This window comes from Xanthomonas sp. D-36-1 (genome assembly GCF_017746155.1).
GTDB lineage: Bacteria > Pseudomonadota > Gammaproteobacteria > Xanthomonadales > Xanthomonadaceae > Xanthomonas > Xanthomonas cissicola.
In genome coordinates this window covers 1-23,539 of sequence record NZ_JAGHWR010000034.1, presented here as the reverse complement: position 1 = coordinate 23,539, position 23,539 = coordinate 1, and the positions used below count along the sequence as shown (strand labels likewise).

Here is a 23,539-nt window from a genome sequence, read left to right as displayed (position 1 = left end):
TTGGGGGTCACCATCAGATGGGGCTGATGTCATGCATGTGCCTGTCCGACACGGGCGCTCGGTGCCAGCAGGCCGTGCGCCTTACCCCGGCGCGCGGCGCCACGTGCGTTGACCTGGAGAACGCCACAGCATGAGTCGGCCACGGTCCGAAGGCGGCAGCGTCACCATCAAGGACGTTGCGCGCGAAGCGCAGGTGTCGGTGGCGACGGTCTCGCGCACCATGAACGGGCATCAGCACGTGGCCGAGTCGGTGCGCGAGCGTGTCCTGCAGGTGGCGCGTGCGCTCAATTACATCCCGCACCACGCCGCGCGCAGCCTCAGCAGCCGGCGCACCCACACCATCGGGGTGGTGCTGCCGGACCTGCATGGCGAATTCTTTTCCGAATTGATCCGCGGCATCGATCAGGTGGCGCGCGACCAGGGCTACCACCTGCTGGTGTCCAGCTCGCACGGCGACCCGCAGGCGCAGCGCCGGGCACTGGAGCGCCTGCCCGGGCGCGTGGACGGGGTGGTGGTGATGTCGCCGTCGCTGGGCGATTCGGGCGTGCATGAAGACGCGCTGCCCGGCGGCCTGCCGGCGGTGCTGCTCAATTGCGCGGGTAGCGCGAGCCAGCGCCCGGTGCTCAATGTGGACAACTACGGCGGCGCGCGGGTCATGACCCGGCATCTGCGCGACAGTGGCCACCGCCGCATCGCCTTCATCGCCGGGCCGGACGACAACTTCGATGCGCATGAGCGCCTGCGCGGGTATCGCGACGAACTGGCGCTGGACCCGGCCGTGCAGCCGTGGGTCTTGTCCGGCAACTTCGACGAAGAATCCGGTTACCGCGCCGGCCAGGCGTTGGCCCGGGACACGCGGCCCGACGCGGTGTTCGCCGCCAACGACATGATGGCCTTGGGCTGCCTGTTCGCGCTCGGCCATGCCGGGCTCAAGGTGCCGCAGGACATTGCGCTAGCCGGATTCGACGACGTGCCGATGGCGCGCTACGTGCTGCCTGCGCTGACCACGATGCGGGTGGATATCGCCGGCCTGGGCGCGCGCGCACTGCAGTTGTTGCTGGGCCAGCAATTGGTCGATGCGCCTGCACCGCCTGCCGAAGCCGCACCGCCGGCATTTTCGCAGATGGTTCCGGAGCTGATCGTGCGTGCCTCCAGCGCCGCCCGTAGCACACCCGGACATTGACAACGATGCGCCACATCGCATCTTCACGAATTATTTACGCTTTCTTATGTTTTTTATAACTCTATCGTTGCCGCTACCGCTGCTCGATCGTCCTTGGAAATAACGCGTCACCCTGCGCCACGCCGACCACGCTGCCGGTACGCGCCTGATCCCTGGGAGGGGGAAGTCATGAAGACCTACCGTACCGTCTCCACCCTGCCGGCGCGTCGCCTGCTGTGCTGCGCCCTGGCCGCGTCGTTGCTGGCTGCCAGCCCGGCCATGGCGCAGTCCAGTAACGCCACCCTGCGCGGGCAAGTGGCCGCGTCCCAGGCTGGCACTACCGTGACCGCCACCAACGTCGCCACGGGCACGACGCGACGCGTGGCGACCGGGCCGGACGGCAGTTATGCCCTGGTTGGCCTGCCGCCGGGCACCTACAAGGTGGATGCCGGCCCGGGCACCGAGAAGACGGTGACCTTGTCGGTGGCCTCGTCGGTGAGCCTGAATCTGGGCAGTGGCGGCGAGACGACCACGCCCGCCGATGGCACCGCCACCACCCTGGACACGGTCAAGGTCACCGCCACCTCGCTGCAGGAGGTCAAGACCTCTGAAGTGGGCACCAATGTGTCGCTCAAGCAGATCAACACGGTGCCGCAGCTGACGCGCAACTTCCTGGAGTTCGCCGACACCGTGCCCGGCATGCAGTTCGAGACCGACCCGAACGGCAACAGCCGCATCCGCGGTGGCGCGCAGGCCAGCTCGGCGGTCAACGTCTACATCGACGGCGTGGGCCAGAAGAGCTATCTGTTCGGCGGCGTCTCCGGCCAGGAGCAGAGCGCGGGCAACCCGTTTCCGCAGCTGGCGATCGGCGAGTACAAGGTCATTACGTCCAACTACAAGGCCGAGTTCGACCAGGTGGGGTCGGCGGCGATCGTGGCCTCCACCAAGTCTGGCGGCAATGAGTTCCACGGCGAGATCTTCGGGCGCACCACCAACACCGATTTCCGCGCGCGTCAGGCCGACGAGCGCGCCGGTGCGCCCAATGCCGACGGTAGCAAGCGCCAGACCCACCAGGACGAATACGGCATGGCCTTCAGCGGGCCGATCGTCAAGGACAAGGCGCATTTCTTCGTCAGCTACGAAGGCAAGGGCTTCGAGGTGTCGGCCAACCCGGTCTCGGTGCCGGACAGCTTCAGCGCATTGAGCGACGACCTGCCGGCCGGCGTGCAGAGCCGCCTGGGTTCGGTCACCCGTCCGTTCAAGGAAGACCTGTACTTCGGCAAGATCGACTGGGACGTTGGCGAGAACGATCGCCTGGAGTTGACCGCCAAGTACCGCGACGAGAAGAGCCGCGACGACGTGGGCGACCGCAACACCGCCATCGCCGGCAAGAACAACCTCAACACCGAAGAGCGCTACGACCTGCGCTGGCAGCATTTCGGCGAACGTTACGTCAACGAGGCGCGTGTCTCCTACGAGGACGTGCTGTTCAACCCCAATGCCTTCACCCTGGGCAACCAGAACATCTATACCCGCGGCGTCGCCGAAGACGATGTGCTGATCCGCGACAACGCCACCAGCGGCCTGGCGATCCAGCGCAAGGGGCAGAAAGGCCCGAGCTTCCAGAACGACCTGACCTTCAACAGCATCGACTGGCACGGCAGCCACGTCATCAAGATGGGCGTGAAGTACAAGGAAGTGGAGCTGACCCAGAGCGAAAACGCGGCGGTCAATCCTTCGTTCTACTATTCGGTGGCCGATGGCCTGGGAACCTCGGCGATTCCGTACCAGGTGAAGTTCAATCTGCCGTTTGCCGGTGCGGCGCCGTCGGTGACAACCAAGAGCAAGCAGCTGGGCCTGTACATCCAGGACGATTGGGACGTCAACGACAAGCTGCAATTGAACCTGGGCGTGCGCTGGGATGGCGAGAAGATTCCTTCGTATCTGGACAACGTGACCCCGCCGGAAGTGGTGGCGGCCTTGAACGGCCCCGGCACCGACCCGACGGTGAGCGCCACCTACGCCGAGCAACTGGCCAAGGGCGGCGTCAACATCAACGACTACATCAGCAACGGCCATAACCGTAAGCAGGACAACAACAACTTCGCGCCGCGCCTGGGCTTCTCCTACGATTTCCGCGGCGACGAATCGCTGGTGTTGTTCGGCGGTGCCGGGCGCAGCTACGACCGCAACCTGTTCGACATACTGGGACTGGAGCAGGTCAAGTCGGCGCTGGCGCAGTACACGCTCCGCTTTGCCGAAGCCGCGCCCGGCTGCACGCCGGCGCCGGGCACCTGCGTCAACTGGAATCCGGCCTACCTCAGCGATCCGGCAAGCCTCGGCAGTCTGGTCAATTCAGGGGTGCGCAACGGTGAAATCGACCTGCTCAACAACGATCTGAAGACGCCTTATTCCGACCAGTATTCGCTGGGCCTGCGCACGCGGCTGGGCGAATGGAACACCTCGGCCACGGTGTCCTACATCCATAGCAAGGACGGTCTGATCCTCACCTTGGGCAACCGCTACCCCAATGGCGATTTCTTCCAGAATGGCGGCCAGCCGTGGAACGAGAATCCGCCGGGCTTCGGTTCGCTGCTGATCGGCAATAACGGCGTGGAAACCAAGACCGGCCAGCTGCTGCTGTCGGCCGACAAGCCCTATACCCAGGAAAGCGGCTGGGGGTTGACTGCGGCCTACACGTTCTCGCGCGCACGCGGTAACCGTGGCAACGATGATCGCTACGGGTTCGATGCGGCCACCATCGCCGACTACCCGTTCCTGGATCTGAACGCAGTGCCGCGCCATCGCCTGGTACTGACCGGCATCTACGATCTGTTCTGGGGCATCAGCGCCTCGGCCAAGCTGACCCTGGCCACGGTGCCGCCGCGCAATGAAGCGGTGTCCTACGACCAGTACGGCGGCCAGCCATCGGACAACATCCGTATCGTCTCGGTGGATGCACCGGGCGGCAAGTTCATCGCCGGCGGCGACATCTTCGGCACGCGGCAGCTGGATTTGTCGCTGTCCAAGGATATGCATGTCACCGAGGCGTTGACCGTGCAGGTGCGCGGGGATCTGATCAATGCGCTCAACTTCCGCAACTACGACCAGTACGCCATCGACTGGGGCCAGAACGGCGTCTACAACCCGCGCGCCAGCATCAATCAGTACGGCGCGCTGTCCACCTCGCCGCGGACGCTGTTCCTGAGCGCACGCATCATCTGGTAAGTCGCTAGCAACCCCGCCAGCGATGCCAGCACAGGGAGGCCGCCTGTGCTGGCCTCCGCGCACGGCACGCATCCTGGTGCATCGTTGGTCTTGCATTGCCCGGTGATTGCCGAGGCGCTGCATCGGCCACGCACCGCCACTGCTTCACCCATCTCGACCCGTGCCTGAAGGAGCAAGCACCCGTCACCGCAGACCCTTGTTGTTCTTGCAGCCCTCGCGGCTGTCGTTGCCTGTTGTCCCTGTGTTCCACACCAAAGCACCAACCCAACGCGCCAGTCACTGCACTGCGTCGCGCTTTACCCCTGGGAGGGGGAAAGTCATGAAGAATCACCGCACCGTCTCCACCCTGCCGGCGCGCAGCCTGTTGTGCTGCGCCCTGGCCGCCTCGTTGTTCGCCACCACACCGGCCATGGCCCAGTCCAGCAACGCCACGTTGCGTGGCCAGGTCGCTTCCGCGCAGAACGGCAGCGAAGTCGTCGTCACCAACATCGCCACCGGCTCGGTGCGGCGCGCGCCGGTCAATGCGAACGGCAACTACACCATCGTCGGGCTGCAGCCGGGCACCTACAAGGTCGAATCCAACGGCATCAGCCGCACGGTGACCCTGTCGGTGGCCTCCAGCGCCACCGTCGATCTGGGCACCGAGACGGCCGCTGCGCCCGCAGGCGATGCGACCACGCTGGATACGGTGACGGTCAGCGCGCCGATGATCCGCGACGTCAAGACCTCGGAGGTGGGCAACACCATCAGCGCGCGTCAGATCCAGCAATTGCCACAGGCCACGCGTAACTTCCTGGAGTTTGCCGATACCGTGCCGGGCATGGTGTTTCAGGTCGATGGCAACGGCAACACCAAGCTGCGCGGCGGTGCGTCCAATGCCAGTGCCGGCAATCTGTACATCGATGGCGTGGGCCAGAAGAGCTACGTGCGTAGCGGTGGCGTCGCCGGTCAAAGCGATACGCAGGGCAACCCGTTCCCGCAGCTGGCGATCGGCGAATACAAGGTCATTACCTCCAACTACAAGGCCGAGTACGGCCAGATCAGTGGCGCGGCGATTACCGCGGCCACCAAGTCGGGCACCAACGAGTTCCACGGCGAAGCGTTCTATCGCTATACCGATCAGGATCTACGCGACAAGCGGCCCGACGAAGAAGCCAACGGCAAGATCGATTCGCAGACCAAGGAATACGGTTTCGCGCTCGGCGGGCCGATCATCCAGGACCGCATGCATTTCTTCGTTGCCTACGAAGGCAAGGAAAACGTGGCGCCCAAGAGCGTGCAGCCGAGTTCCGAGGCGGCGGCGTTCGTCAGCCAGCTGCCGGCCAACCTGGCCAGCCAGTATGGCCCGGCCAATATGCCGTTCGAAGAAGACCTGTTGTTCGGCAAGATCGACTTCGAGCCCACCGATCGCGATCGCATCGAGCTGAGCACGATCTACCGCGACGAGACCCAGACCGCCAACGTCGGCGGTACCAACACGCTCGCGCAGGCCACCGACAAGATCAACAAGGACAAGCGCACCAACCTGCGTTGGCAGCACAGTGCCGACAACTGGTTCAACGAGGTCATCGTCGGCACCGAAAATTCGGAGAACAACCCGACCCCGCGCACCCTGGGCAACGGCATCGTCTACACCTATTTCCAGCCGCGTTCCGGTTCCACCGATATCGATGAGCGCACGTTCCTCACCACCGGTTCGGCTGGCGGCAAGAACGCGCAGCGCAAGAGCCAGAAAGGCTGGTTCATCCAGAACGATCTGACCTTCACCAGCTTCCAGTGGCATGGCGAACACACCATCAAGATGGGTGTGAACTACAAGGACATCGAGCTCACCTCGCAGGATGCGGCGGCGTTGAATCCGCAGTTCAGCTATCGCGTCAGCAATGGCAGCATTGACGCCACACCATACCGCGTGGACTTCATCGCGCCCTACACCACGCCAGGGCAGCGCGCCACGGTGGTCTCCCCGTCCAAGCAGTACGGAATCTATCTGCAGGACGACTGGGCCGCCACCGACAAGTTGATGATCAACATCGGCGTGCGCTGGGATTACGAAGACACTCCGGCCTACACCAACTTCGTCACCTCCCAGGCCTTCGTCGACGCGCTGTATGCCAACGATGCAGAAAATCCTGGCCAGCCTTGGGCCAATCGTCTGCTGCCCAGCGGCATCAATGTGGCCGACTACATCAGCACCGGCAACAACCGCAAGAACTTCAAGGATGCCTGGGCGCCGCGCTTCGGTTTCTCGTATGACATCTTCGGCGACGAAGCCGCCATCGTGCATGGCGGTGCCGCGCGCTCCTACGATCGCAACCTGTTCGAACAGTTGGCGCTGGAAACCAGCAAGGCGGCGCTGTCGCCGGTGGCGGTGTATTTAGAAAATCCGGCCACCGGCACCTGCTATCGCGCCGATCGCACCTGCGTGGCGTTCGACCCGCGCTATCTCAACGGCATCGATCAGCTCAACACCATTCCCGGTGTCGCCGGCAGCGCCGAGCTCTTCATGTTCAACAACAAGCTCAAGACGCCGTACAGCGACCAGTACAGCATCGGCATCACCAACCAGGTGGGCGACTGGCTGACCGATGTGACCTTCCAGCGCATCCTCAGCTACGACGGGTTCGCGATGGGTCTGATCAACCGCTATCCGGATGGCTCCTACTTTCAGAATGGCAACGTGCCGTGGGGCGAGCCGGTGCCGGGCTACCAGAACACCATCCTGGGCAGCAACGGCCTGGAGCAGCGCAACAGCCAGGTGCTGTTGTCGGCCGACAAGCCGTACACCAAGGAGTCCGGTTGGGGCCTGACCTTGTCCTACACCCACACCAGCGCGCGCCAGAACCGCAACATCGATGAGCCTTACGGTTTCGACAAGGCCACCATCCGCGGCTATCCGTTCGTCAAATCCGATGCCGTGGCCGCGCATCGCTTCGTCGCTTCCGGCTCGATCGACGGCCCATGGGGCGTGACCTTCGGTGCCAAGCTGGTATTGGCCACGCCCGAGCCGATCAACACGATCGCCTGTTTCGGCTTCACCGATCCCGATGGCGCGACGTGCCAGCAGGTCGGCGTCACCCCGCCGGGCAGCGGCAAGTTCCTGGTCGGCGGCGATATCTGGGGCTACCGCACGGTGGACTTCCAGGCCACCAAGGAGTTCACCGTGGCCGGCGACTTCAAGCTCAATGCACGTGTGAACCTGCTCAACGCATTCAACTTCAAGAACTACAGCGCGTACGCCTACAACGGCTTCGGTAGCAATGGTCAGTTCGCTCCGGACATCGCCATCAACACCAGCGGCGAGATCAACTACGTGCCACGCAGCGTCGTACTGGAGATCGGCGCCAAGTTCTGATGCGTGCCTTGCCACATGCGCCGGGACGGGCGTGTGGTCTGTCGAACGGGGCCAACTGGCCCCGTTCGTGTGTCCGTCCGCTGTCTTGCTCAGGAATGCATCGACATGATTCCCGCTCCACTTCGCAACATCGTCATTGTCGGCGGCGGCACCGCCGGCTGGATGGCGGCCGCCGCGTTTGCGCGCGTGCTTGGGCCCACCTTCAAGGTGCAGCTGATCGAGTCCGAACAGCTGGGCACCGTCGGTGTGGGCGAAGCCACCGTGCCGCACATCAAGGCCTTCAATAACCTGCTCGGCATCGATGAGGCCGAGTTCGTGCGCCAGACCCAGGGCAGCTTCAAACTCGGTATCGAGTTCGTCGATTGGCAACGCCCCGGCAGTACGTACATGCATGGCTTCGGCACCCAGATCGGGCACCCGCTGGGGCTATTGCCGTTCCACCAATACTGGATCAAGCAACACGCGCGCGGTAAAGCGCAGCCGCTGGGGGCGTACACGCTCAACACCGTAGCGGCCACGCGCGGCAAATTCATGACCTCCGCCGGCGATGTGCCGGCCAACTCGCCGCTGGCCAACATCGCTTACGCATACCACTTCGATGCCACGCAGTACGCGCACTTTTTGCGCCGGTATTCGCAGCAGCGTGGCGTTAGCCGCATCGAAGGGCTGGTCGAGCAGGTGCAGCTGCATCCGGAAAGCGGCCATGTGCAATCGCTGCAGCTGGCTTCCGGGCAGGTGGTGCATGGCGACTTGTTCATCGACTGCTCCGGCTTCGGTGGGCTGCTGATCGAGCAAGCGCTGCACACCGGCTATCACGATTTCACCCATTGGCTGCCGTGCGATCGCGCGCTGGCGGTGCCCTGCGAAAAAGTGGGCCCACCGACGCCGTACACGCGCTCCACCGCGCGCGCAGCCGGCTGGCAGTGGCGCATTCCGCTGCAGCACCGCACCGGCAACGGCTATGTGTATTGCAGCGCACACATCAGCGACGACGAAGCTGCCGCCACGCTGCTGGCCAACCTGGACGGCAAGCCGCTGGCCGACCCGCGCCCGCTGCGCTTCACCACCGGGCGGCGCAAGCAGTGCTGGAACCGCAATGTCGTCGCGCTGGGGCTGGCCAGCGGATTTCTGGAGCCACTGGAATCGACCAGCATCCATCTGATCCAGTCCGGCATTTCCAAGTTGCTGGAGCTGTTTCCGCGCGAGGGCATCAGCCCGGTGCTGGTGCAGCGCTACAACGACCGGCTGGCATTCGAGTTCGACCGCATCCGCGACTTTCTGCTGCTGCACTACCACGCCACCGAACGCGACGACAGCGCGTTCTGGTGGCATTGCCGCCACATGCCGATCACCCCCGAGTTGCAGGCCACGCTGGACCTGTTCCGCGACAGCGGGCGCTTCTATCGCAACGCCGAAGAGATGTTCGCCGAGATCAGCTGGGTGCAGGTACTGGTGGGCCAGGGCATCCTGCCGCAGGGGTATCACCCGCTGGTGGACCAGGTGCCCGACCGCGACGCCGAAGGCTTCCTGGCCAGCGTGGCGCAAACCATCTCGCATTGCGTGGATGTGATGCCGAGCCACCAGCAATTCATCGACCGCTATTGCAAGGCAGCGACGTTGCCGTAACTGCCTTTTTGCACTGCGCTTGTACTGATGGTGGCGGGGCAGTTACGGATGGCCGATCACGGATGCACAGATCAAGCATGCACTAACGGCGCAGTCCGCTCGGACGTCCAGGCGATGCATGCTCGCCTGGTGCCGCCAATAACCCGCCATTCGCTGCCATCACGCGACCAGCCATTGCCGTCGGTGGCCGCGACATGCAACGTGACGGCCAAAAAAAAAGGATCGGGCACAAGGCGCGATCCCTTCGAAAACCGGGACAAGCCCGGTGGACAATGAGTGACACAGCTTCCGATTGACATCGGACGCCGGGATGTTAACGAGTCTTTCACGTTAAAGCAATGCTTTAATTGTCGCTGTCTAAGCCATTGATTTGTTTGCGAGCTAACAACTGTTATAGCGAGATTAGTCTCCGTTCTGCGTCAGTGCCGCGCGGATCTCCGCCTGGATGGCGGTAGCCGCCGCTGCAGGGTCGCTCGCCAGGCGGATCGGGCGGCCAACGACGATCGCGTCGGCGCCATCGGTCAATGCCTGCGCCACGCCGACCGTGCGTTGCTGGTCGTCGCCGACCGGGCCGCCAGGGCGGATGCCGGGGCAGACGATCGAGAAGCCCGGACCGGTGGCACGGCGGATCGGGCCGGCTTCCTGCCCGGAAGCGATCACGCCATCGATCCCGGCGGCCTGCGCAGCCAGCGCACGTTCCACCACCACGTCCACCGTTTCGCGGTCGATGCCCATTGCCGCCAGGTCCGGGCGGCCCATCGACGTCAGCACCGTGACCGCCAGCAGGCGCATGTCGCCGTGGTTGGCCTCGGCGGCAGCCTGCAGCATGCCCGCGTGCCAGCCGTGCACGGTGCAATAGCTCACCGGCCACTGCGCCAGGCGGCGAATCGTGCCGGCCACGGTGGCAGGAATGTCGAAGAACTTGAGGTCCACGAACACGCGCTTGTCGCGCCTGGCCAGCGCATCGAGCACGTGGAAGTACTCGCCCGATGCCAGCAGCTCCATACCGATCTTGTAAAACGACACCGAATCGCCGAGCCGGTCCACCCAGGCGATTGCTTCGTCGTGACTGGGCACATCCAGCGCGAAGATCAGCCGCTCATGCGCGGCCAGCGGCAATGGCGCGCGGCTCATCGGGCCACCTCCAGCGCAGCGCGCTTGGCGTCGTGGCGCGTTTGCCAGGGTTGCGCGTAGTCGTTATTGAACTGCGCCGGCTCCCAGCCGCCGTAGCTGGGGTTGGGCAGCATCCACCACCGTTCGCCGAACCAGTCGTGATACTGCTGCAGCAGCGCGCCACGCGCTTGGCTGGTGTTGGCGGTGACTTGCACGAAGTCACCTAGCTGGTCACCGAACTGCATCAGCACGCGGTACTTCTGTCCGGCCAGCTGGCGGCGGCAGTTCTTTTCGCTGCCGTTCTGCTCACAGCCCTGCACCACCGTGCCCAGGCCGAGAAACACGCTGTCGTCGGCCACCGGCAGGCCCACGCTGCGCAGGTTGGCCAAGGTGGCGTCCTTCAGGTGCACGGCGCGGTTGGAGATGTAGATCAGGGTGATGCCGCGCGCATTGGCGGCCTTGGCGAAATCCACCACGCCGGGGATGGCGGTGGCTTTCTTCTCGGCCACCCACTGGTCCCAACTCAGCTCGTCGTATTCCTTGCCATCGCGCAGCAGGCGCGCCTGGTACGGCGAGTTGTCCAGCACGGTCTCGTCCACGTCCAGCACCACGGCCGGCTTCAGTCCGGTGGCGGCGTTGCCGCGTTCTTCCGGCACCAGCGCATCCCAGTTGGGCTGCTTGAGCGCGTCATCGAGCTTGTCGGCAGCGGCGCGGTAGGTCTGCTCGGCCACGGCGCGGTATTCCTCCGAGCGCTGCATCCACAGCACTGCGTTGAGGTTGTCGTCGCCAGCCGGTGCGGTGGTGGTCGACGTCGCGGCCTTGCTGACCGCAACGCTGGCGTCGGCATTGGCAGTTGCGGTGGCTTTCTGCGCGTGCGGGGCTGGCTGCGTGTCGGCGGGCTTGCAGGCGCTCAGGACCAGCGCGGTGCAAGCGATGAGGGACAACGGTGCGTAAAGCGAGGGGCGCATGGCATCCACCGGGACAGGATCGGCAATAAAGCGTGCGATTTTAGCCGGTTCGCGTCGCATCGCTCGCGGATGTACGGACCCGTTGCCGGCGCGCGACGCTGACATGCGCGATACCGTCGATGCCGTCGGCCAGCTTGCATGGCGTCGCAGCGGAAGAACGCCGGCAGCGGATCGGCATATCCTTGTGCGCTGATTGCCCCGGAGTCACCCATGACAGAGACCTCGCCCCCGCCCGTCCTCGACACCGCCCAGGCCCGCGTGCTCGGCTGTTTGATCGAAAAAGAGGCCACCACGCCAGACGCGTACCCCCTCACCGTCAATGCCGCACAGGTGGCCGCCAACCAGAAGACCGCGCGCGAGCCGGTGTTGAATCTGCAGACTGGCGTGGTGCACCACGCGCTGCGCCAGCTGGAAACCCTGGGCCTGGTGCGCCAGCAGTTTTCTTCGCGTGCCGAGCGTTACGAACACCGCCTGGGCAGCGTGCTGGATCTGACCCGCCAGCAAGTCGCACTGATCGGCCTGCTGTTGTTGCGCGGCGCGCAGACGCTGGGCGAGCTATATGCACGTAGCGAGCGGCTGGCGCGTTTCAACGACGCCGACGACGTGCGCCATCACCTGGAGCGGCTGATCCAGCGTGGCCTGGCCGCACAACTGCCGCGCACCAGCGGTCAGCGCGAAGATCGCTACGCGCATCTGCTCAGCGGCGAACTGGATGTGGAGGCGCTGCAGGCCGCCGCCGCGCGAGCGGCACCGAGCGCGCGCAGCGGCGGCGACACCAGCGAGCTGGAAGCGCGCATGCAGGCACTGGAAGCGACGGTCGTCGAACTGCAGGAAGCGCTCGCGGCGGTACAGGCGCGGCTGGACGCAGCTGGCGCCTGATCTATCGGCAGCACCCGCCGACGGCTGCAATGACAGTGCGACAGGTGTGCTGCAGCATCGGCGCCTGTTGCCTTTAATGATACGGCCGTCGCCGGATCACAAAACACGCACCACCGCACGCAGAGGCATGCGGCATCGCCCGCCAGATCCACCTTGCCCTTGTCGCCCGGCTGCACCGTGTCAGTCTGTGCACGTGCCGGATGGATGCACGGCAAGTCCCCCCGCGTCCGTGCAACCGCACTGCCCGCGCTCGAACGCCGGGTTGGGGCACGCCAGCTTCAGGTCGGCGTCTCCACCTCGTCCCACTCGGCATCTTCAAAGTGCAGTAGCCAATTGAGCGCGTAATGTCGCTCATACACCACGCCCGGCACGATGCCGGCGGGTAGCGGCTGACCGGATCGGCCGGCCTGGCGGACCGCCCAGTGCAGGCGCAGGTGGCGGTCCAGCGTGTCGAGCAACTCGGGGAGCGGGCGTCGTGCCAGCGTCGTGCGCTCGGCGGCTTGCGCGTTGTCCAGCGCGCGCTGTGCGGCCAGGGCTTCGTAGCGCCAGCCGAAGTTGGCCAGCGCCTGCGCATCCGGTGCTGCCTGGGCGAAGAAGGCGCGCTCCTGCGGCGACAGCGCCGCGGCCACGCCGGGAAGGCGCGTCTCCACCTCGTCCAGCGACGGCGGCGTATCGCCTGTTGCCAGGATCTCCGCACGCAGCGCCACCGCAAACAACGCCAGCATGCGTCGACTGACGACTGCCGCATCGCGCACGCGTGCTTCGGCCTCGCCGGGCACCGGCGGCAGGCTGGGCGGCACGCGGATGCCTTGCGCGGTCAGCAGGGAAGATTGCTGCGCGCGCCGCTGCAACGCATCGGGCGGATACGGCACCTGCGCATCGTCGTCGATCGCCGGCTCGCCCTGGCTGATCAGCACCCGCCCGTGCGGGTCGCGCACGCTGCCATCGGCCAGGAAACACACCGCATTGGCCTGCTCGGCCCACTGCGCCAGCGCGCCGAAGTCCGCATCATCGACCTGGAAGCTGAAGTGCTGCCGCACCCGCTGCACATGCCGCATCAGGTGATAGCGCGATTGCGTCATCTGCCCATCGCCGGCCTGATTCACGTAGCCGACGAAGCCATGCAAGTGATCGACCAATGCCGGATCGGCATGGTCGCGGTGCTGCACGGCAGCCTGCGGCAGAAAGTCCGGCCACAGCGGCGTGCGCAGCGTGGAATAGGCATTGACCAACAGTGACATGCAAGCATCCTTCGGAGAGCGACCAACTACCCGATCATGCGTCCGCGCGGTGGTGCGCTGTGTCGACCAGAGCCGATGCAGGCGCAGCCTCAGCAACAAAAGCCGCTGGCGAAACGTGCCAAGTCCTGGTCCGGAGCATGGACGGCGCGCAGGGCGCGGAGCGTGGATGCGGACGCGCCAGTGCCCAGCCATGGCCGCGCCCGCCCGACGGCAAGCACCGTCGTTGCAGGCGCCCCGTTCCAAGCACGCCCTGCGCATCGACGCTGCAGCTACCTACGCAAGACTACCGGTCGCGCTGCCCGTTGAATCGGTGCGTCAAGCCTGCTGCTCAACCCGCCTTGCCCACAGGCCCAAGATCGATCCCGTAATACAGCACTGGCGCGGTCTCCGGGCTCAATACACGCAGGCCCTGCTGCTGCAGTCCGAGCTTTTCCAGCGCACGGATCGATTCGGCATTGTCCGGCGAGACGATCGCGCACAGCTGCGACAAGCCCAGCACGTCGCGCGCATAGTCCAGCACCGCGCGGCCGGCTTCGGTGACATAGCCCTTGCCGCGATATGCAGGCAACAGCGCAAAACCAATGTGCGGCACCGGCAAGGTCTCGCGACACAACAAGCCCAGCGTGCCGATAAACGCGGCGTCCTCGCGCGTCTCCACCGCCCAATGCGCAAACCCATACCGCGCGTGATGTGCCTGCGCCCATTCGCACAGATGCGCGCGCGCCTGCTCGCGCGTGCGGATGCCGCGGTCGTTGATACCGGCGATAAAGCCAGGGTCGTTGACCAGCTCCAACATCGCATCGGCATCGCGCTCGGGGTCGAGCGTGCGCAAGCGTAGTCGCGGGGTTTGGATCACAACGGTCACGGCACACTCCGGCATCATGAAAAACCAGACTGCCGTGCCGGCGCGTCACTGGCAAGCGATGAGCGGCAGTGCGCGTGCTACGGCGCACTGCGCGTCAGTCGAACAATGCCTGGATGGCGGCCAATCCCGCACTGGCGCGTTCTTTCTTGCGCTCGGCGTCGGCCACCGGGTCGGCGCCATCGCGCTGCAGTTCTTCGGCTGGAATCTCATCGAAAAACCGGCTCGGCTTCAGTCGCACATGCTCACCGAACTTGCGCGTCAGCTTGCTGTGACTCATCCACAACTGCTCCTTGGCACGGGTGATGCCCACGTACAGCAGGCGGCGCTCTTCCTGCAGATTGCCTTCTTCCAGGCTCACTTCGTGCGGCAGTACGCCGTCCTCGCAGCCGACGATGAAGACATAGCGAAATTCCAGTCCCTTGGACGCATGCATGGTCATCATGCGCACCTGGTTGCCGCCATCGTCCTTGTCGTTGCGCGACAGCAATGCCAACTGCGCAGCCAGATCGCTGGCGCTTGCACCGCGCGGACCACCTTCGAACCACTCGGCCAGTTCGTCCAGATTGCGCTTGCGCCGCTGGAAACCGGTCTCGTCTTTGGATTGATTGCGCAGATCGTTGAGCAAACCGGACTTGTCGGCCAGCAGGCGCACCAGCTCGCCGGCCGGCATGCTGGACGAGTGCTCGCGCATGTCGCGCAGGATGTCGGTAAACGCACTCAAACCATTGGCCGCGCGCGGCGGCAAATGCTGCAGGGCGCCCATCGACTCGGCTGCGCGCGACATCGGCACCGACTTGGCGCTGGCAAGCTCGGCCAGACGCGCCAGCGAGGTCGCGCCGACTTCGCGCTTGGGCGATTGCACGGCACGCAAGAACGCCGCGTCGTCGTCCGGATTGACGATCAACCGCAGCCACGACAGCAGATCCTTGACTTCCTGCCGCTCCAGAAACGCGGTACCACCGGGGAGGTGATATGGCACGCGCAGCAGCTGCAGCGCTTTTTCCAGCGGCCGCGACTGAAAATTGCCGCGGAACAGAATGCAGAAATCGTTCCACGGCACCTGCTTGGCGGTGCCCAGGAACGAGATCTCCGCAGCGACCTTTTCGGCCTCGTGCTCGCTGTCGCGGCATTCCCACACGCGGATGCGCTCGCCGTCGGCCTGGTCGCTCCACAAGGTCTTCAAGTGTTCGTGCGGGTTATGCGCGATCAACGCGTTGGCCGCGCGCAGCACACGATTGGAGCAGCGGTAGTTCTGTTCCAGCTTGATGATTTCCAGTGCCGGATAGTCGCGCGCCATCTGCTGCAGGTTTTCCGGATTGGCGCCGCGCCAGGCATAGATGCTCTGGTCGTCGTCGCCCACGCAAGTGAAGTTGCCGCGCGGGCCGGCCAGCATCTTCAACAGCCGGTACTGCGCATCGTTGGTGTCCTGGCACTCGTCCACCAGCAGGTAGCCGATGCGCTCGCGCCAGCCCATCACGATGTCTTCGTTGGCTTCCAGGATCTGCACCGGCAGACGGATCAGGTCATCGAAATCCACTGCGTTGAAGGTGGTCAGCCGCGCCTGGTAGCGCTCGTACAAGCTGGCCGCTTCCTTTTCGCGGGTGCTGCGTGCGGCCGCCATCGCCTGTTCCGGCGACAGGCCGGCGTTCTTGGCGCGCGAAATCAGGTTCTTGGTGTCTTCGATCGCATCGGGCTTGGCGCCATGCATCAGGTCCTTGATCTGCGCAGCGGCATCGTCCGAATCGAAGATCGAAAAGCCGCGCTTCAAACCGGCGGCGGCATGCTCGATCTGCAGGAACTTCAGGCCCAGCGCGTGGAAGGTGCAGATGGTCAGGCCGTCGGCACCGTCGCCGCGGATGCGTTTGGCCACACGCTCGCGCATTTCCTTGGCGGATTTGTTGGTGAAGGTGATCGCGGCGATCCGTTTGGCCGGATAGCGGCCGATGGCGATCAGATGCGCGATCTTTTCCACGATCACACGCGTCTTGCCGCTGCCGGCACCGGCCAGCACCAACAAGGGACCTTCGCAGTGCAACACCGCGGCGCTTTGCGGGGGATTGAGACCGTACATAGTGGCTTCCGACAGAGCGCGCCATTGTACCGGGGCTGCTTGCGGCTGGCCGGCACGATGGATTCATGTCTCCAGCACCGCTAGCCCTTGCCTTAGGCCGGGGGCTGCGCTTCCACCCACTCGACGGCGGACATTGGCCCCGCCTGGCCGCGCCAACGCAGCACACAGGTGCCGCATCCTGCCGCCCGGCCGGTAAAATCGCCCGATGGCCAAGCTCTATTTCTACTATTCGGCAATGAATGCCGGCAAGACCACCACCTTGCTGCAATCGGCGCACAACTACCGCGAGCGCGGCATGCGCACGCTGATCCTTACGCCCAAGCTCGACCACCGCGCCGGCAGCGGCGTGGTCGCCTCGCGAATCGGCCTGCGCGCGGACGGGCGTATCTTCGAGCGCGACACCGAGCTGCAACAGCTGGTCGAACGCGACATCCACAACGACGGCGCGTTGCACTGCGTGCTGGTGGATGAAGCGCAATTCCTCAGCCGCGCCCAGGTCTGGCAGTTGAGCGAGGTGGTCGACCGTCTGCGCATTCCGGTGCTGTGTTACGGCTTGCGTACCGATTTTCGCGGCGAGTTGTTCGAGGGCAGCCAGTTCCTGCTGGCCTGGGCCGACGAGCTGGAAGAGATCAAGACCATCTGCCACAGCGGCAGCAAGGCAACCATGACCGTGCGCGTGGATGCGCACGGGCACGCGGTGCAGGACGGCCCGCAGGTGGAGATCGGCGGCAACGAGCGCTATGTGTCGGTCAGCCGGGCCGAGTTCAAGAAGATCATGCGCGGCGAAGGCCGCATCGATCCGCTGCAGATCGCCTTGCCGCTGCCGGTTGCCTAGCGCCGGGGCCGGGTAACGCACCCGCAGCCATCCGCGCCCCCGTGGTGCATCCAGGACGGCAGTACCCCGTGAGCAGCAGCATTCGGGCGCATCCTCGTTTGCGCTGCGCTATCGCGCTGGAAGCAGGGCCTACACATCGCAGTTGGCCGTTCGACAGCCCCAGAGGCCCCACCGCCGCGTTCGTCGACAGCCACCCACGCCCCACCGGCCACGCGCTATACGCTTTGCAGGCGCTGCTAGACCTGTGCGGGCATGCGGTCACGGCGGCATCGCGGGCGCCATCAGACAAGCGTATCGTGGCGTCGGTGAGACAGCGGCGCACCACACAACCGGGCGCAACCGCGGTCCTGTAAACTGGCAATCGTCCACTCTTTGGAGGCACTCATGGATCCACTGCCTCCCGCATTACGCGCCGACATCGCGCGTGTTGGCCGGCTCTCCTCGGTCCCCGACGTATTGAGCGTCCTTACCCGTCTGACCGGGATGGGATTTGCCGCCGTCGCCCGCGTCACCGAAGCGCGCTGGATCACCTGCCAGGTGCACGATGCATTGTCCTTTGGCCTGCGGCCCGGCGACGAGCTGCCGCTGGCCACCACGTTTTGCGACAGCGTACGGGTGCGAGGCAATGCGGTGTGGTTCGGGCATGCATCGGATGACCCGATCTATCGCGATCACCCCTCGCCGCGGCTCTACGGCTTCGAGAGCTACGTCTCGGTGCCGATCAAGTTCGACGACGGCAGCGTGTTCGGCACCTTGTGCGCGCTGGATCCGCAGCCGCGCGTCATGGACGCACCGCTGGTGGAAAAGGTCGAACTGCTCGCACAGTTGCTGGCCGCCCAGATCCAGGCCGAGCAACGCGCCGAAGAAAGCGCGCTGGAATCGCGGCGCGCCCGCAGCGAACTGGGCCGCGTTGGCGCCTCGGCGCGCTTGCGCGAAGAATTCATCGGCATTCTCGGGCACGACCTACGCAACCCATTGCAGTCCATGCATGCGGTAGTGGATATGCTGTCCATCGACCAACTCAACCATCGCTACGGCAGCTCGATCCGCTCGCTGCAACGTAGCCTGCGGCGCATGGAAGAACTGATCGATTTCGCCTGCGATTTCGCTCGCGGCATCGAACTCGATTGGTTGCAGCTGGACTATGGCGACGGGAGCGACCTGCTCGATGCACTCTCCCAGGTCGTGGACGAAACCCGCGCCGCCTATCCCAACCAGGTGCTGTCCACGCATGTGGCCATCGACGAGCCAGTGCACGGCGATGCGATCCGTCTGGCGCAGATGTTCGGCAGCCTGATGATCAACGCCGTCGTGCAAGGGCCGCAAAGTTCGCTGATCAAGGCGGTCGCGGTCACTGAACATGGCCGGTTACGCATCGAAGTCTGCAATCTGGATGGGATCGATCCGCGTCGGCTGGATGTGCTGCATGCTTCCACCCATGTGCATACCGGCGGACGTGCGCTACCGGATGTCGATCTGGGCCTGCATATGGCGGCGCAGATCGCAAAGGCCCATCAGGGCGAATTACGCATCATCAGCGGCAAGGACGGCACCTGCTTCCGCGTGGAGCTGGCCTGCAGTCGTCCGCGCGGACGACTGCACCTGGTCGGCACCTCCTCACCGGCCTGAAAGCGCTACGCAGCGACTATCGTCCGCAAACAGCTTCGCCGACGGGTCGCGCTCCAGCCGCATGCGGCATGCCGCCCACACGTCCTCCGGCGCCGCATTGAGCGGCGCTGGCAACCGGATGCCAGCAACAAGCGCCGCCGGACGCGTTGCTCTGCTCCTCAGTAAATCTTGCGCTCGCTCGGCGGCGGCGGCGTCCACTGGTACAACCAGGTTTCGGTGAGCGGCTTGCCGTTGGCGCGCAGATACAGGCGGATATCGATCTGCTGGGTGCCCTCGTCCGGCGGTACCAGGTCGAACATCGCCCGATAGCCCTTGAGCTCGTGCAGCGGGCGCGCCGACACGATTTCAGTGGTGCCGCGCGACACCTGCAACACCGCCTCCACCTTGGCCTTCGGATCCTTCGCCAGCGCGGCCAGCTCGCCACCGGCAAAATCCACCGCAAAGCGCCAGGAGAAATGGCTGCGTTTTTGCCCGACGATGCCGCCGAGGCCGGTTCGGGTAGCCACGCAATGCGCCAACGGCGAGCTGGCCGGTGGCTGCGCGCCCCAATACAGCCGGTAGCCCATCAGCAGTTCCTGGCCCGGCTGTGGCTTGGCTTGCGGATTCCAGAACGCCACGATGTTGTCGAAGGTCTCGTCCACGGTCGGAATCTCGACCAACTGCACCGAGCCCTTGCCCCAACCACTCTTGGGTTCCACCCACAGGCAGGGGCGCTTTTCGTAGAACACGCCATCGTCCTGGTAATGGTCGAAGTTGCGGTCGCGTTGCAGCAGCCCGAAACCGCGCGGGTTCTCGTCGACGAACATGTTGAAACGCAGATGCGGCGGGTTGCATAAGGGACGCCAGATCCACTCGCCGCCGCCGGTCCACATCGCCAGGCCGTCGGTGTCGTGAATTTCCGGACGCCAATCCCAGTCCATCCGGTTATCGTTTTCGCCGACCTGGTACATGCTGGTGCACGGGCCGATACCCAACCGCTCGATCGCCTTGCGCGGGTACAGTGCGCTGTCGATATCCATCAGCAGCACATCGCCATTGGTGATGGCGAACCGATACGCACCGGCAACGCTGGGCGAATCCAGCAAGCCGTACACCACCACCGTGTCCGAATCGTCGGCCGGCTGCTCCAGGTAATAGGCGATGAAATCCGGAAACTCTTCCGGCCCGCCGGTACCGGTATCGATGGCCAGCCCGCGCGCCGATTGCCCATACTGGCCTTCCTTGCCGACAGCACGGAAGTAGCTTGCGCCCAGGAAGGCCGAAAAGTCGCGGTCGGTGTCCTTGCGTGTATTGAGCCGGAAACCGGCAAAGCCCAGATCCTTCGGCAATTGCTTGCCGCCCAGCCCGCTGCGGCCGTAATCGAATGCCGCCGGGTCGTAGGCCAGTTGCTGTGCCTTGCCATCGACGATGTCGTAAATGTGCACCGGTGTATGGAAATACAGTCCCAGGTGGAAGAACTTGGCCTGGAATTTGCCGCTGCCATTGGCCCACAGCGCGTGGTCCTGCCGGTAGCGGATGGACTGATACTGATCCCAGTTCAGCGCCTCAAGCGGCCCCGGCAACAGCTGCTTGTGGCTCTTGTAAGGCGCGTTCGCCAGCTCGCGCGCCTGCCCCTTCAACCAGGCGTAGTCGAACGGCTGCGGCTGCCCGAGTCGACGCAGACCGACGGCCTTGGCCGCTAGCGCCCATTGCGGCAACGTCGGCAAACCGAGCGCGGCCAATGCGGCAGCAGCATTCTTCAGGAAGTGGCGTCGTTGCATGCGCATCGATCTGGTCAGGGAATGGGCGACATCATAGCCACAGCCCGGCTTTGAGGTGAATGCGCACCTCAGCGAGGCGCAGATGGCGACGGAGAGGGCGCACCGCATGCATTCACCAGCGCGAGCGCTTTGGCGTTGCTGCAAAGGAACTGCCGCTGCGCCTGCTCCTCATCCGGCCCGGTGTAACGCAGCAGCGTCCACTGCTCCTGTGCCTGCATTTGCGCACCTGGCGCAAGCTGCCGATACGGTGCGTGCACCTCCATTTCCAGCAATCCCTGTTCCGGATGCTGGGCTGGCGCATCCAGATACAACTCCACCTGGCCTTGCTCGGGATGGATCGCCGACAGCGGTTGATGTGCGAAGCGAATCACCAAGACCTGCCCGCCCACGAAACCGGCCATCCATCCTGCAGACGGCTGCAGCAATAACTTGCCGCGCTGGATCAATCCATCTGGGCGGGCATCGGCGCGCAGCGCAAGCAGGCCGCGCTCCTGCTGATAACGCGGCGCAATCGTGCCGGGCTCGCGCGGCGGCTGCAGTCGAATATCCGTAGCAGCGGCAACCGGCACGAACACCCGCGTCGTGGCCGCAACCCGCGTGTTGAACCAAAGGTCCCAAGCAATCGGCTGCGCGCGGATATTGCGTGCGCTGGCACCGATTTCTACAGTGTCCGCACGCGCTGCGGAACGTTTGATCTGCTTGCGTAATTGCACCCCGGTCAGCGGGCTGGGCACGCCTTCAAATTCCACCACGTCATGCCGACGCATGCTGACGCGCGTCTGCGCCAGCGACAGATACGGATCCGGCGGCCACACCGCAGCCGCCGCCTGACGCTCGCGATTGAGTTGCTGGTGCAGCCACCACTGACTCTGCGGCCCGACCCACACATCATGGCCAAAATAAGCAATATCCCCGGCAGTGGCCGAGACCTCGGGCGCAGGCTGTTGCTCCACCGCTGCACCGAGCTTCAACACGTTGGGCTGGCCGCGCAGATTGAACGACAGCACGCGCCCGCCAAATGCCGGCGTGACGCTCAGTTCTATGGCGTTGGTCTTCAACTGCAGCCGCTCGACGGCAGCTGCATCGTCCGAAGAGGGCGTCACCGCGCCAGTCGACGTCATCGAGAGCAACGCACATGCACCGGTAAGCACCAGGGGAATGACTAGCTGTCGCGAGCTGGACATACAGCGCTTCCACGTAAGGACTTCACGATTGTGGCCCGCCCCCTGCGTGGACGCCAGAACACCGCTGCTCGCGTCTGCTTGCCGCAACGTTGCTGCAGGCCAGGCGCTTACGCCCGTCCGCGCGATGTCTGCCTGGAGACCTGGGCCACGCATAGCGTTTGGCGACGTTTCAACGGTCTCAAGCAGAAGGGAGCCCCGGTTGAGTCGGCGCATGCGCTCGGACATGCAAACAGGTTGGAGCCGGTGTCCGGAACGAGGCAGCGAACGCGACGACTCATCGAGCCAGGTAGCCGCCTTCCTCGGGCAACTCCAAATGCAATGCGTCGCAAACAGCCAGTGCATGCCGAACCCACGGTGCCCAAGAGAGCCATGTTGATCGTCACAACATTGCGAAGAGCAGGCGCGTGTAAAACGCCAGAACGTGGGCCATGTCCGGCGTTAGCCGAGCCGCATTGTTGTGGCTTCCGCTGGAACGATCTGGAGACTATCGCGACAACGCCAGCGGTCTGACACCGCGTCAGCTTGTATGGCGCTTATCGCTGACAGCTCCCGCACCACACCGTGGCGCGTTGACCGATCGTCGCGTGTTTCAAGACCCGCCCGCACTGTTTGCAGGCCTCGCCCTCGCGCCCATAAACAGAAAGTTCCTGCTCGAAATAGCCGGGCGCACCATCGGGGCTGATGAAGTCGCGCAACGTGGTTCCACCGCGCTGGATGGCATACGCCAGGATGTCTTTTACTGCATCAGCCAGACGCCGATAACGCTCCAGCGAGACCTTCCCCGCCTCGCGCAACGGACTGATTCCCGCCCGATGCAGGCTTTCGGCAGCGTAGATATTTCCAACTCCGACAACCACGGCCTGATCCATCAAAAAGGTTTTGACGGCAGCGCGCCGTCCCTGTGCCAGCGCGTGGAGATAATCGCCAGTAAATGCATCCGATAATGGTTCTGGACCAAGCGCAGCGAGCAAGTCATGGGCTTGCGCGCCGGATTGCCACAACAGGCAGCCAAAGCGACGCGGATCGTTGAAACGCAGCAAGCGCCCGCTTTGCAGACTGATATCCACATGGTCGTGCGCCCGCGGCAACGTGTCGCCAGGCAGCACCCGCAGACTTCCGGACATCCCCAGATGCAACAGCGCGCTGCCGCCGGCATCCGTATCGATCAGCAGGTATTTGGCACGTCGGCGCACGTTGGTAATGGTGGCACCGGGAAGCAGGCGCTCAATCTGCTCGGGAATCGGCCAACGCAGATCGGGCCGACGCAGGATCACGCCATGGATCCGCTGCCCAACCAGATGCGGCGACAGGCCGCGCAACGTCGTTTCGACCTCGGGCAACTCAGGCATCAGTGCATCCAACAAACGCCGGCACACACCGGCAAAGCAGCTAATGGGGTCGAAACACTCAAATGCAATCAACGCGACGCTGCCGGTGCGCCATCGCTGTCGCCTTCCTGCTTTGCCTGCCTAATGTATAAGCCGTATCGCTGAGTCCCCAACGCTGGCTAATTTCAGCAGCTATCTCACTTGCTGCGCTGCTGCAGCACGTTGGTCGCCTACCGCTTCCGGAGTCATAAGGACATTGCCTGCTGGGACATTTCCTCAAATTCGGCGCAAAAAG

General features: G+C 64.5%; 15 protein-coding genes. 7 read left to right on the top strand and 8 right to left on the bottom strand.

All coding sequences use genetic code 11. From position 1 onward, the window contains the following. Window positions 1-130: 130 nt before the first annotated feature. The 4 genes from J7367_RS10995 (at window position 131) to J7367_RS10980 (ending at window position 9,371) form a co-directional block, all read left to right on the top strand. Complete coding sequence (locus tag J7367_RS10995; RefSeq protein ID WP_022560414.1) at window positions 131-1,183, top strand: LacI family DNA-binding transcriptional regulator; 1,053 nt, start codon at window positions 131-133, stop codon at window positions 1,181-1,183. A gap of 168 nt (window positions 1,184-1,351) precedes the next feature. Continuing rightward, the gene (locus J7367_RS10990; protein ID WP_057660800.1) at window positions 1,352-4,390 is read left to right on the top strand and encodes a TonB-dependent receptor; all 3,039 of its coding nucleotides are present in this window, start codon (window positions 1,352-1,354) and stop codon (window positions 4,388-4,390) included. A 319-nt stretch (window positions 4,391-4,709) separates the two neighbouring features. Then, the gene (locus tag J7367_RS10985) at window positions 4,710-7,745 is read left to right on the top strand and encodes a TonB-dependent receptor (RefSeq protein ID WP_057660795.1); all 3,036 of its coding nucleotides are present in this window, start codon (window positions 4,710-4,712) and stop codon (window positions 7,743-7,745) included. A 105-nt stretch (window positions 7,746-7,850) separates the two neighbouring features. Further along, window positions 7,851-9,371, top strand: coding sequence for a tryptophan halogenase family protein (locus J7367_RS10980; protein WP_057660793.1), 1,521 nt, complete (start codon window positions 7,851-7,853; stop codon window positions 9,369-9,371). Between the two features lie 402 nt (window positions 9,372-9,773). On the opposite strand, the gene pyrF is transcribed toward J7367_RS10980, so the two are convergent. Together pyrF and J7367_RS10970 are read right to left on the bottom strand one after the other, a co-directional pair. After that, complete coding sequence (pyrF, locus tag J7367_RS10975; RefSeq protein WP_007965313.1) at window positions 9,774-10,505, bottom strand: orotidine-5'-phosphate decarboxylase; 732 nt, start codon at window positions 10,503-10,505, stop codon at window positions 9,774-9,776. Next, on the bottom strand, window positions 10,502-11,461 hold the full coding sequence (locus tag J7367_RS10970; protein WP_081027693.1) for a 5'-nucleotidase, lipoprotein e(P4) family: 960 nt from the start codon (window positions 11,459-11,461) through the stop codon (window positions 10,502-10,504). The genes pyrF and J7367_RS10970 overlap by 4 nt, the downstream gene beginning before the upstream one ends. A gap of 201 nt (window positions 11,462-11,662) precedes the next feature. On the opposite strand from J7367_RS10970, the gene J7367_RS10965 reads away from it, so the two are divergent. After that, on the top strand, window positions 11,663-12,331 hold the full coding sequence (locus J7367_RS10965) for a DUF480 domain-containing protein (RefSeq protein WP_007965310.1): 669 nt from the start codon (window positions 11,663-11,665) through the stop codon (window positions 12,329-12,331). Between the two features lie 278 nt (window positions 12,332-12,609). Here the strand turns inward: J7367_RS10965 and J7367_RS10960 are convergent, their stop codons facing one another. The 3 genes from J7367_RS10960 to J7367_RS10950 form a co-directional block, all read right to left on the bottom strand. Further along, a complete protein-coding gene (locus J7367_RS10960) occupies window positions 12,610-13,572 on the bottom strand; it encodes a DUF4272 domain-containing protein (RefSeq protein ID WP_057660786.1) in 963 nt (320 codons plus the stop codon). A gap of 328 nt (window positions 13,573-13,900) precedes the next feature. Next, complete coding sequence (locus J7367_RS10955; protein ID WP_057660783.1) at window positions 13,901-14,455, bottom strand: GNAT family N-acetyltransferase; 555 nt, start codon at window positions 14,453-14,455, stop codon at window positions 13,901-13,903. A gap of 76 nt (window positions 14,456-14,531) precedes the next feature. After that, window positions 14,532-16,508 (bottom strand): UvrD-helicase domain-containing protein, encoded by a 1,977-nt coding sequence (locus J7367_RS10950; RefSeq protein WP_057660781.1) that lies wholly within the window; start codon window positions 16,506-16,508, stop codon window positions 14,532-14,534. Between the two features lie 205 nt (window positions 16,509-16,713). Here J7367_RS10950 and J7367_RS10945 point away from each other — a divergent pair, with 205 nt between their 5' ends. Next, on the top strand, window positions 16,714-17,343 hold the full coding sequence (locus tag J7367_RS10945; RefSeq protein WP_005917020.1) for a thymidine kinase: 630 nt from the start codon (window positions 16,714-16,716) through the stop codon (window positions 17,341-17,343). A gap of 384 nt (window positions 17,344-17,727) precedes the next feature. Further along, window positions 17,728-18,972 (top strand): GAF domain-containing sensor histidine kinase, encoded by a 1,245-nt coding sequence (locus J7367_RS10940; protein WP_007965298.1) that lies wholly within the window; start codon window positions 17,728-17,730, stop codon window positions 18,970-18,972. Window positions 18,973-19,130: 158 nt separating this feature from the next. Here J7367_RS10940 and J7367_RS10935 read toward each other — a convergent pair whose 3' ends face one another. The 3 genes from J7367_RS10935 to mutM form a co-directional block, all read right to left on the bottom strand. Further along, a complete protein-coding gene (locus tag J7367_RS10935; RefSeq protein WP_007965295.1) occupies window positions 19,131-20,732 on the bottom strand; it encodes a glucan biosynthesis protein D in 1,602 nt (533 codons plus the stop codon). 68 nt (window positions 20,733-20,800) lie between these two features. Further along, complete coding sequence (locus tag J7367_RS10930) at window positions 20,801-21,916, bottom strand: DUF4380 domain-containing protein (RefSeq protein ID WP_081027691.1); 1,116 nt, start codon at window positions 21,914-21,916, stop codon at window positions 20,801-20,803. A gap of 533 nt (window positions 21,917-22,449) precedes the next feature. Then, the gene (gene mutM, locus J7367_RS10925) at window positions 22,450-23,265 is read right to left on the bottom strand and encodes a bifunctional DNA-formamidopyrimidine glycosylase/DNA-(apurinic or apyrimidinic site) lyase (protein ID WP_007965291.1); all 816 of its coding nucleotides are present in this window, start codon (window positions 23,263-23,265) and stop codon (window positions 22,450-22,452) included. Window positions 23,266-23,539 lie beyond the last annotated feature (274 nt).

Excerpts from the sequence above, each read along its gene's own strand:
- mutM (WP_007965291.1), bottom strand. The coding sequence starts at position 23,265 with ATGCCTGAGTTGCCCGAGGTCGAAACGACGTTGCGCGGCCTGTCGCCG.
- pyrF (WP_007965313.1), bottom strand. The coding sequence starts at position 10,505 with ATGAGCCGCGCGCCATTGCCGCTGGCCGCGCATGAGCGGCTGATCTTC.
- J7367_RS10980 (WP_057660793.1), top strand. The coding sequence starts at position 7,851 with ATGATTCCCGCTCCACTTCGCAACATCGTCATTGTCGGCGGCGGCACC.
- J7367_RS10960 (WP_057660786.1), bottom strand. The coding sequence starts at position 13,572 with ATGTCACTGTTGGTCAATGCCTATTCCACGCTGCGCACGCCGCTGTGG.
- J7367_RS10995 (WP_022560414.1), top strand. The coding sequence starts at position 131 with ATGAGTCGGCCACGGTCCGAAGGCGGCAGCGTCACCATCAAGGACGTT.
- J7367_RS10940 (WP_007965298.1), top strand. The coding sequence starts at position 17,728 with ATGGATCCACTGCCTCCCGCATTACGCGCCGACATCGCGCGTGTTGGC.
- J7367_RS10955 (WP_057660783.1), bottom strand. The coding sequence starts at position 14,455 with ATGATGCCGGAGTGTGCCGTGACCGTTGTGATCCAAACCCCGCGACTA.
- J7367_RS10950 (WP_057660781.1), bottom strand. The coding sequence starts at position 16,508 with ATGTACGGTCTCAATCCCCCGCAAAGCGCCGCGGTGTTGCACTGCGAA.
- J7367_RS10945 (WP_005917020.1), top strand. The coding sequence starts at position 16,714 with ATGGCCAAGCTCTATTTCTACTATTCGGCAATGAATGCCGGCAAGACC.
- J7367_RS10930 (WP_081027691.1), bottom strand. The coding sequence starts at position 21,916 with ATGTCCAGCTCGCGACAGCTAGTCATTCCCCTGGTGCTTACCGGTGCA.
- J7367_RS10985 (WP_057660795.1), top strand. The coding sequence starts at position 4,710 with ATGAAGAATCACCGCACCGTCTCCACCCTGCCGGCGCGCAGCCTGTTG.
- J7367_RS10965 (WP_007965310.1), top strand. The coding sequence starts at position 11,663 with ATGACAGAGACCTCGCCCCCGCCCGTCCTCGACACCGCCCAGGCCCGC.
- J7367_RS10935 (WP_007965295.1), bottom strand. The coding sequence starts at position 20,732 with ATGCAACGACGCCACTTCCTGAAGAATGCTGCTGCCGCATTGGCCGCG.
- J7367_RS10990 (WP_057660800.1), top strand. The coding sequence starts at position 1,352 with ATGAAGACCTACCGTACCGTCTCCACCCTGCCGGCGCGTCGCCTGCTG.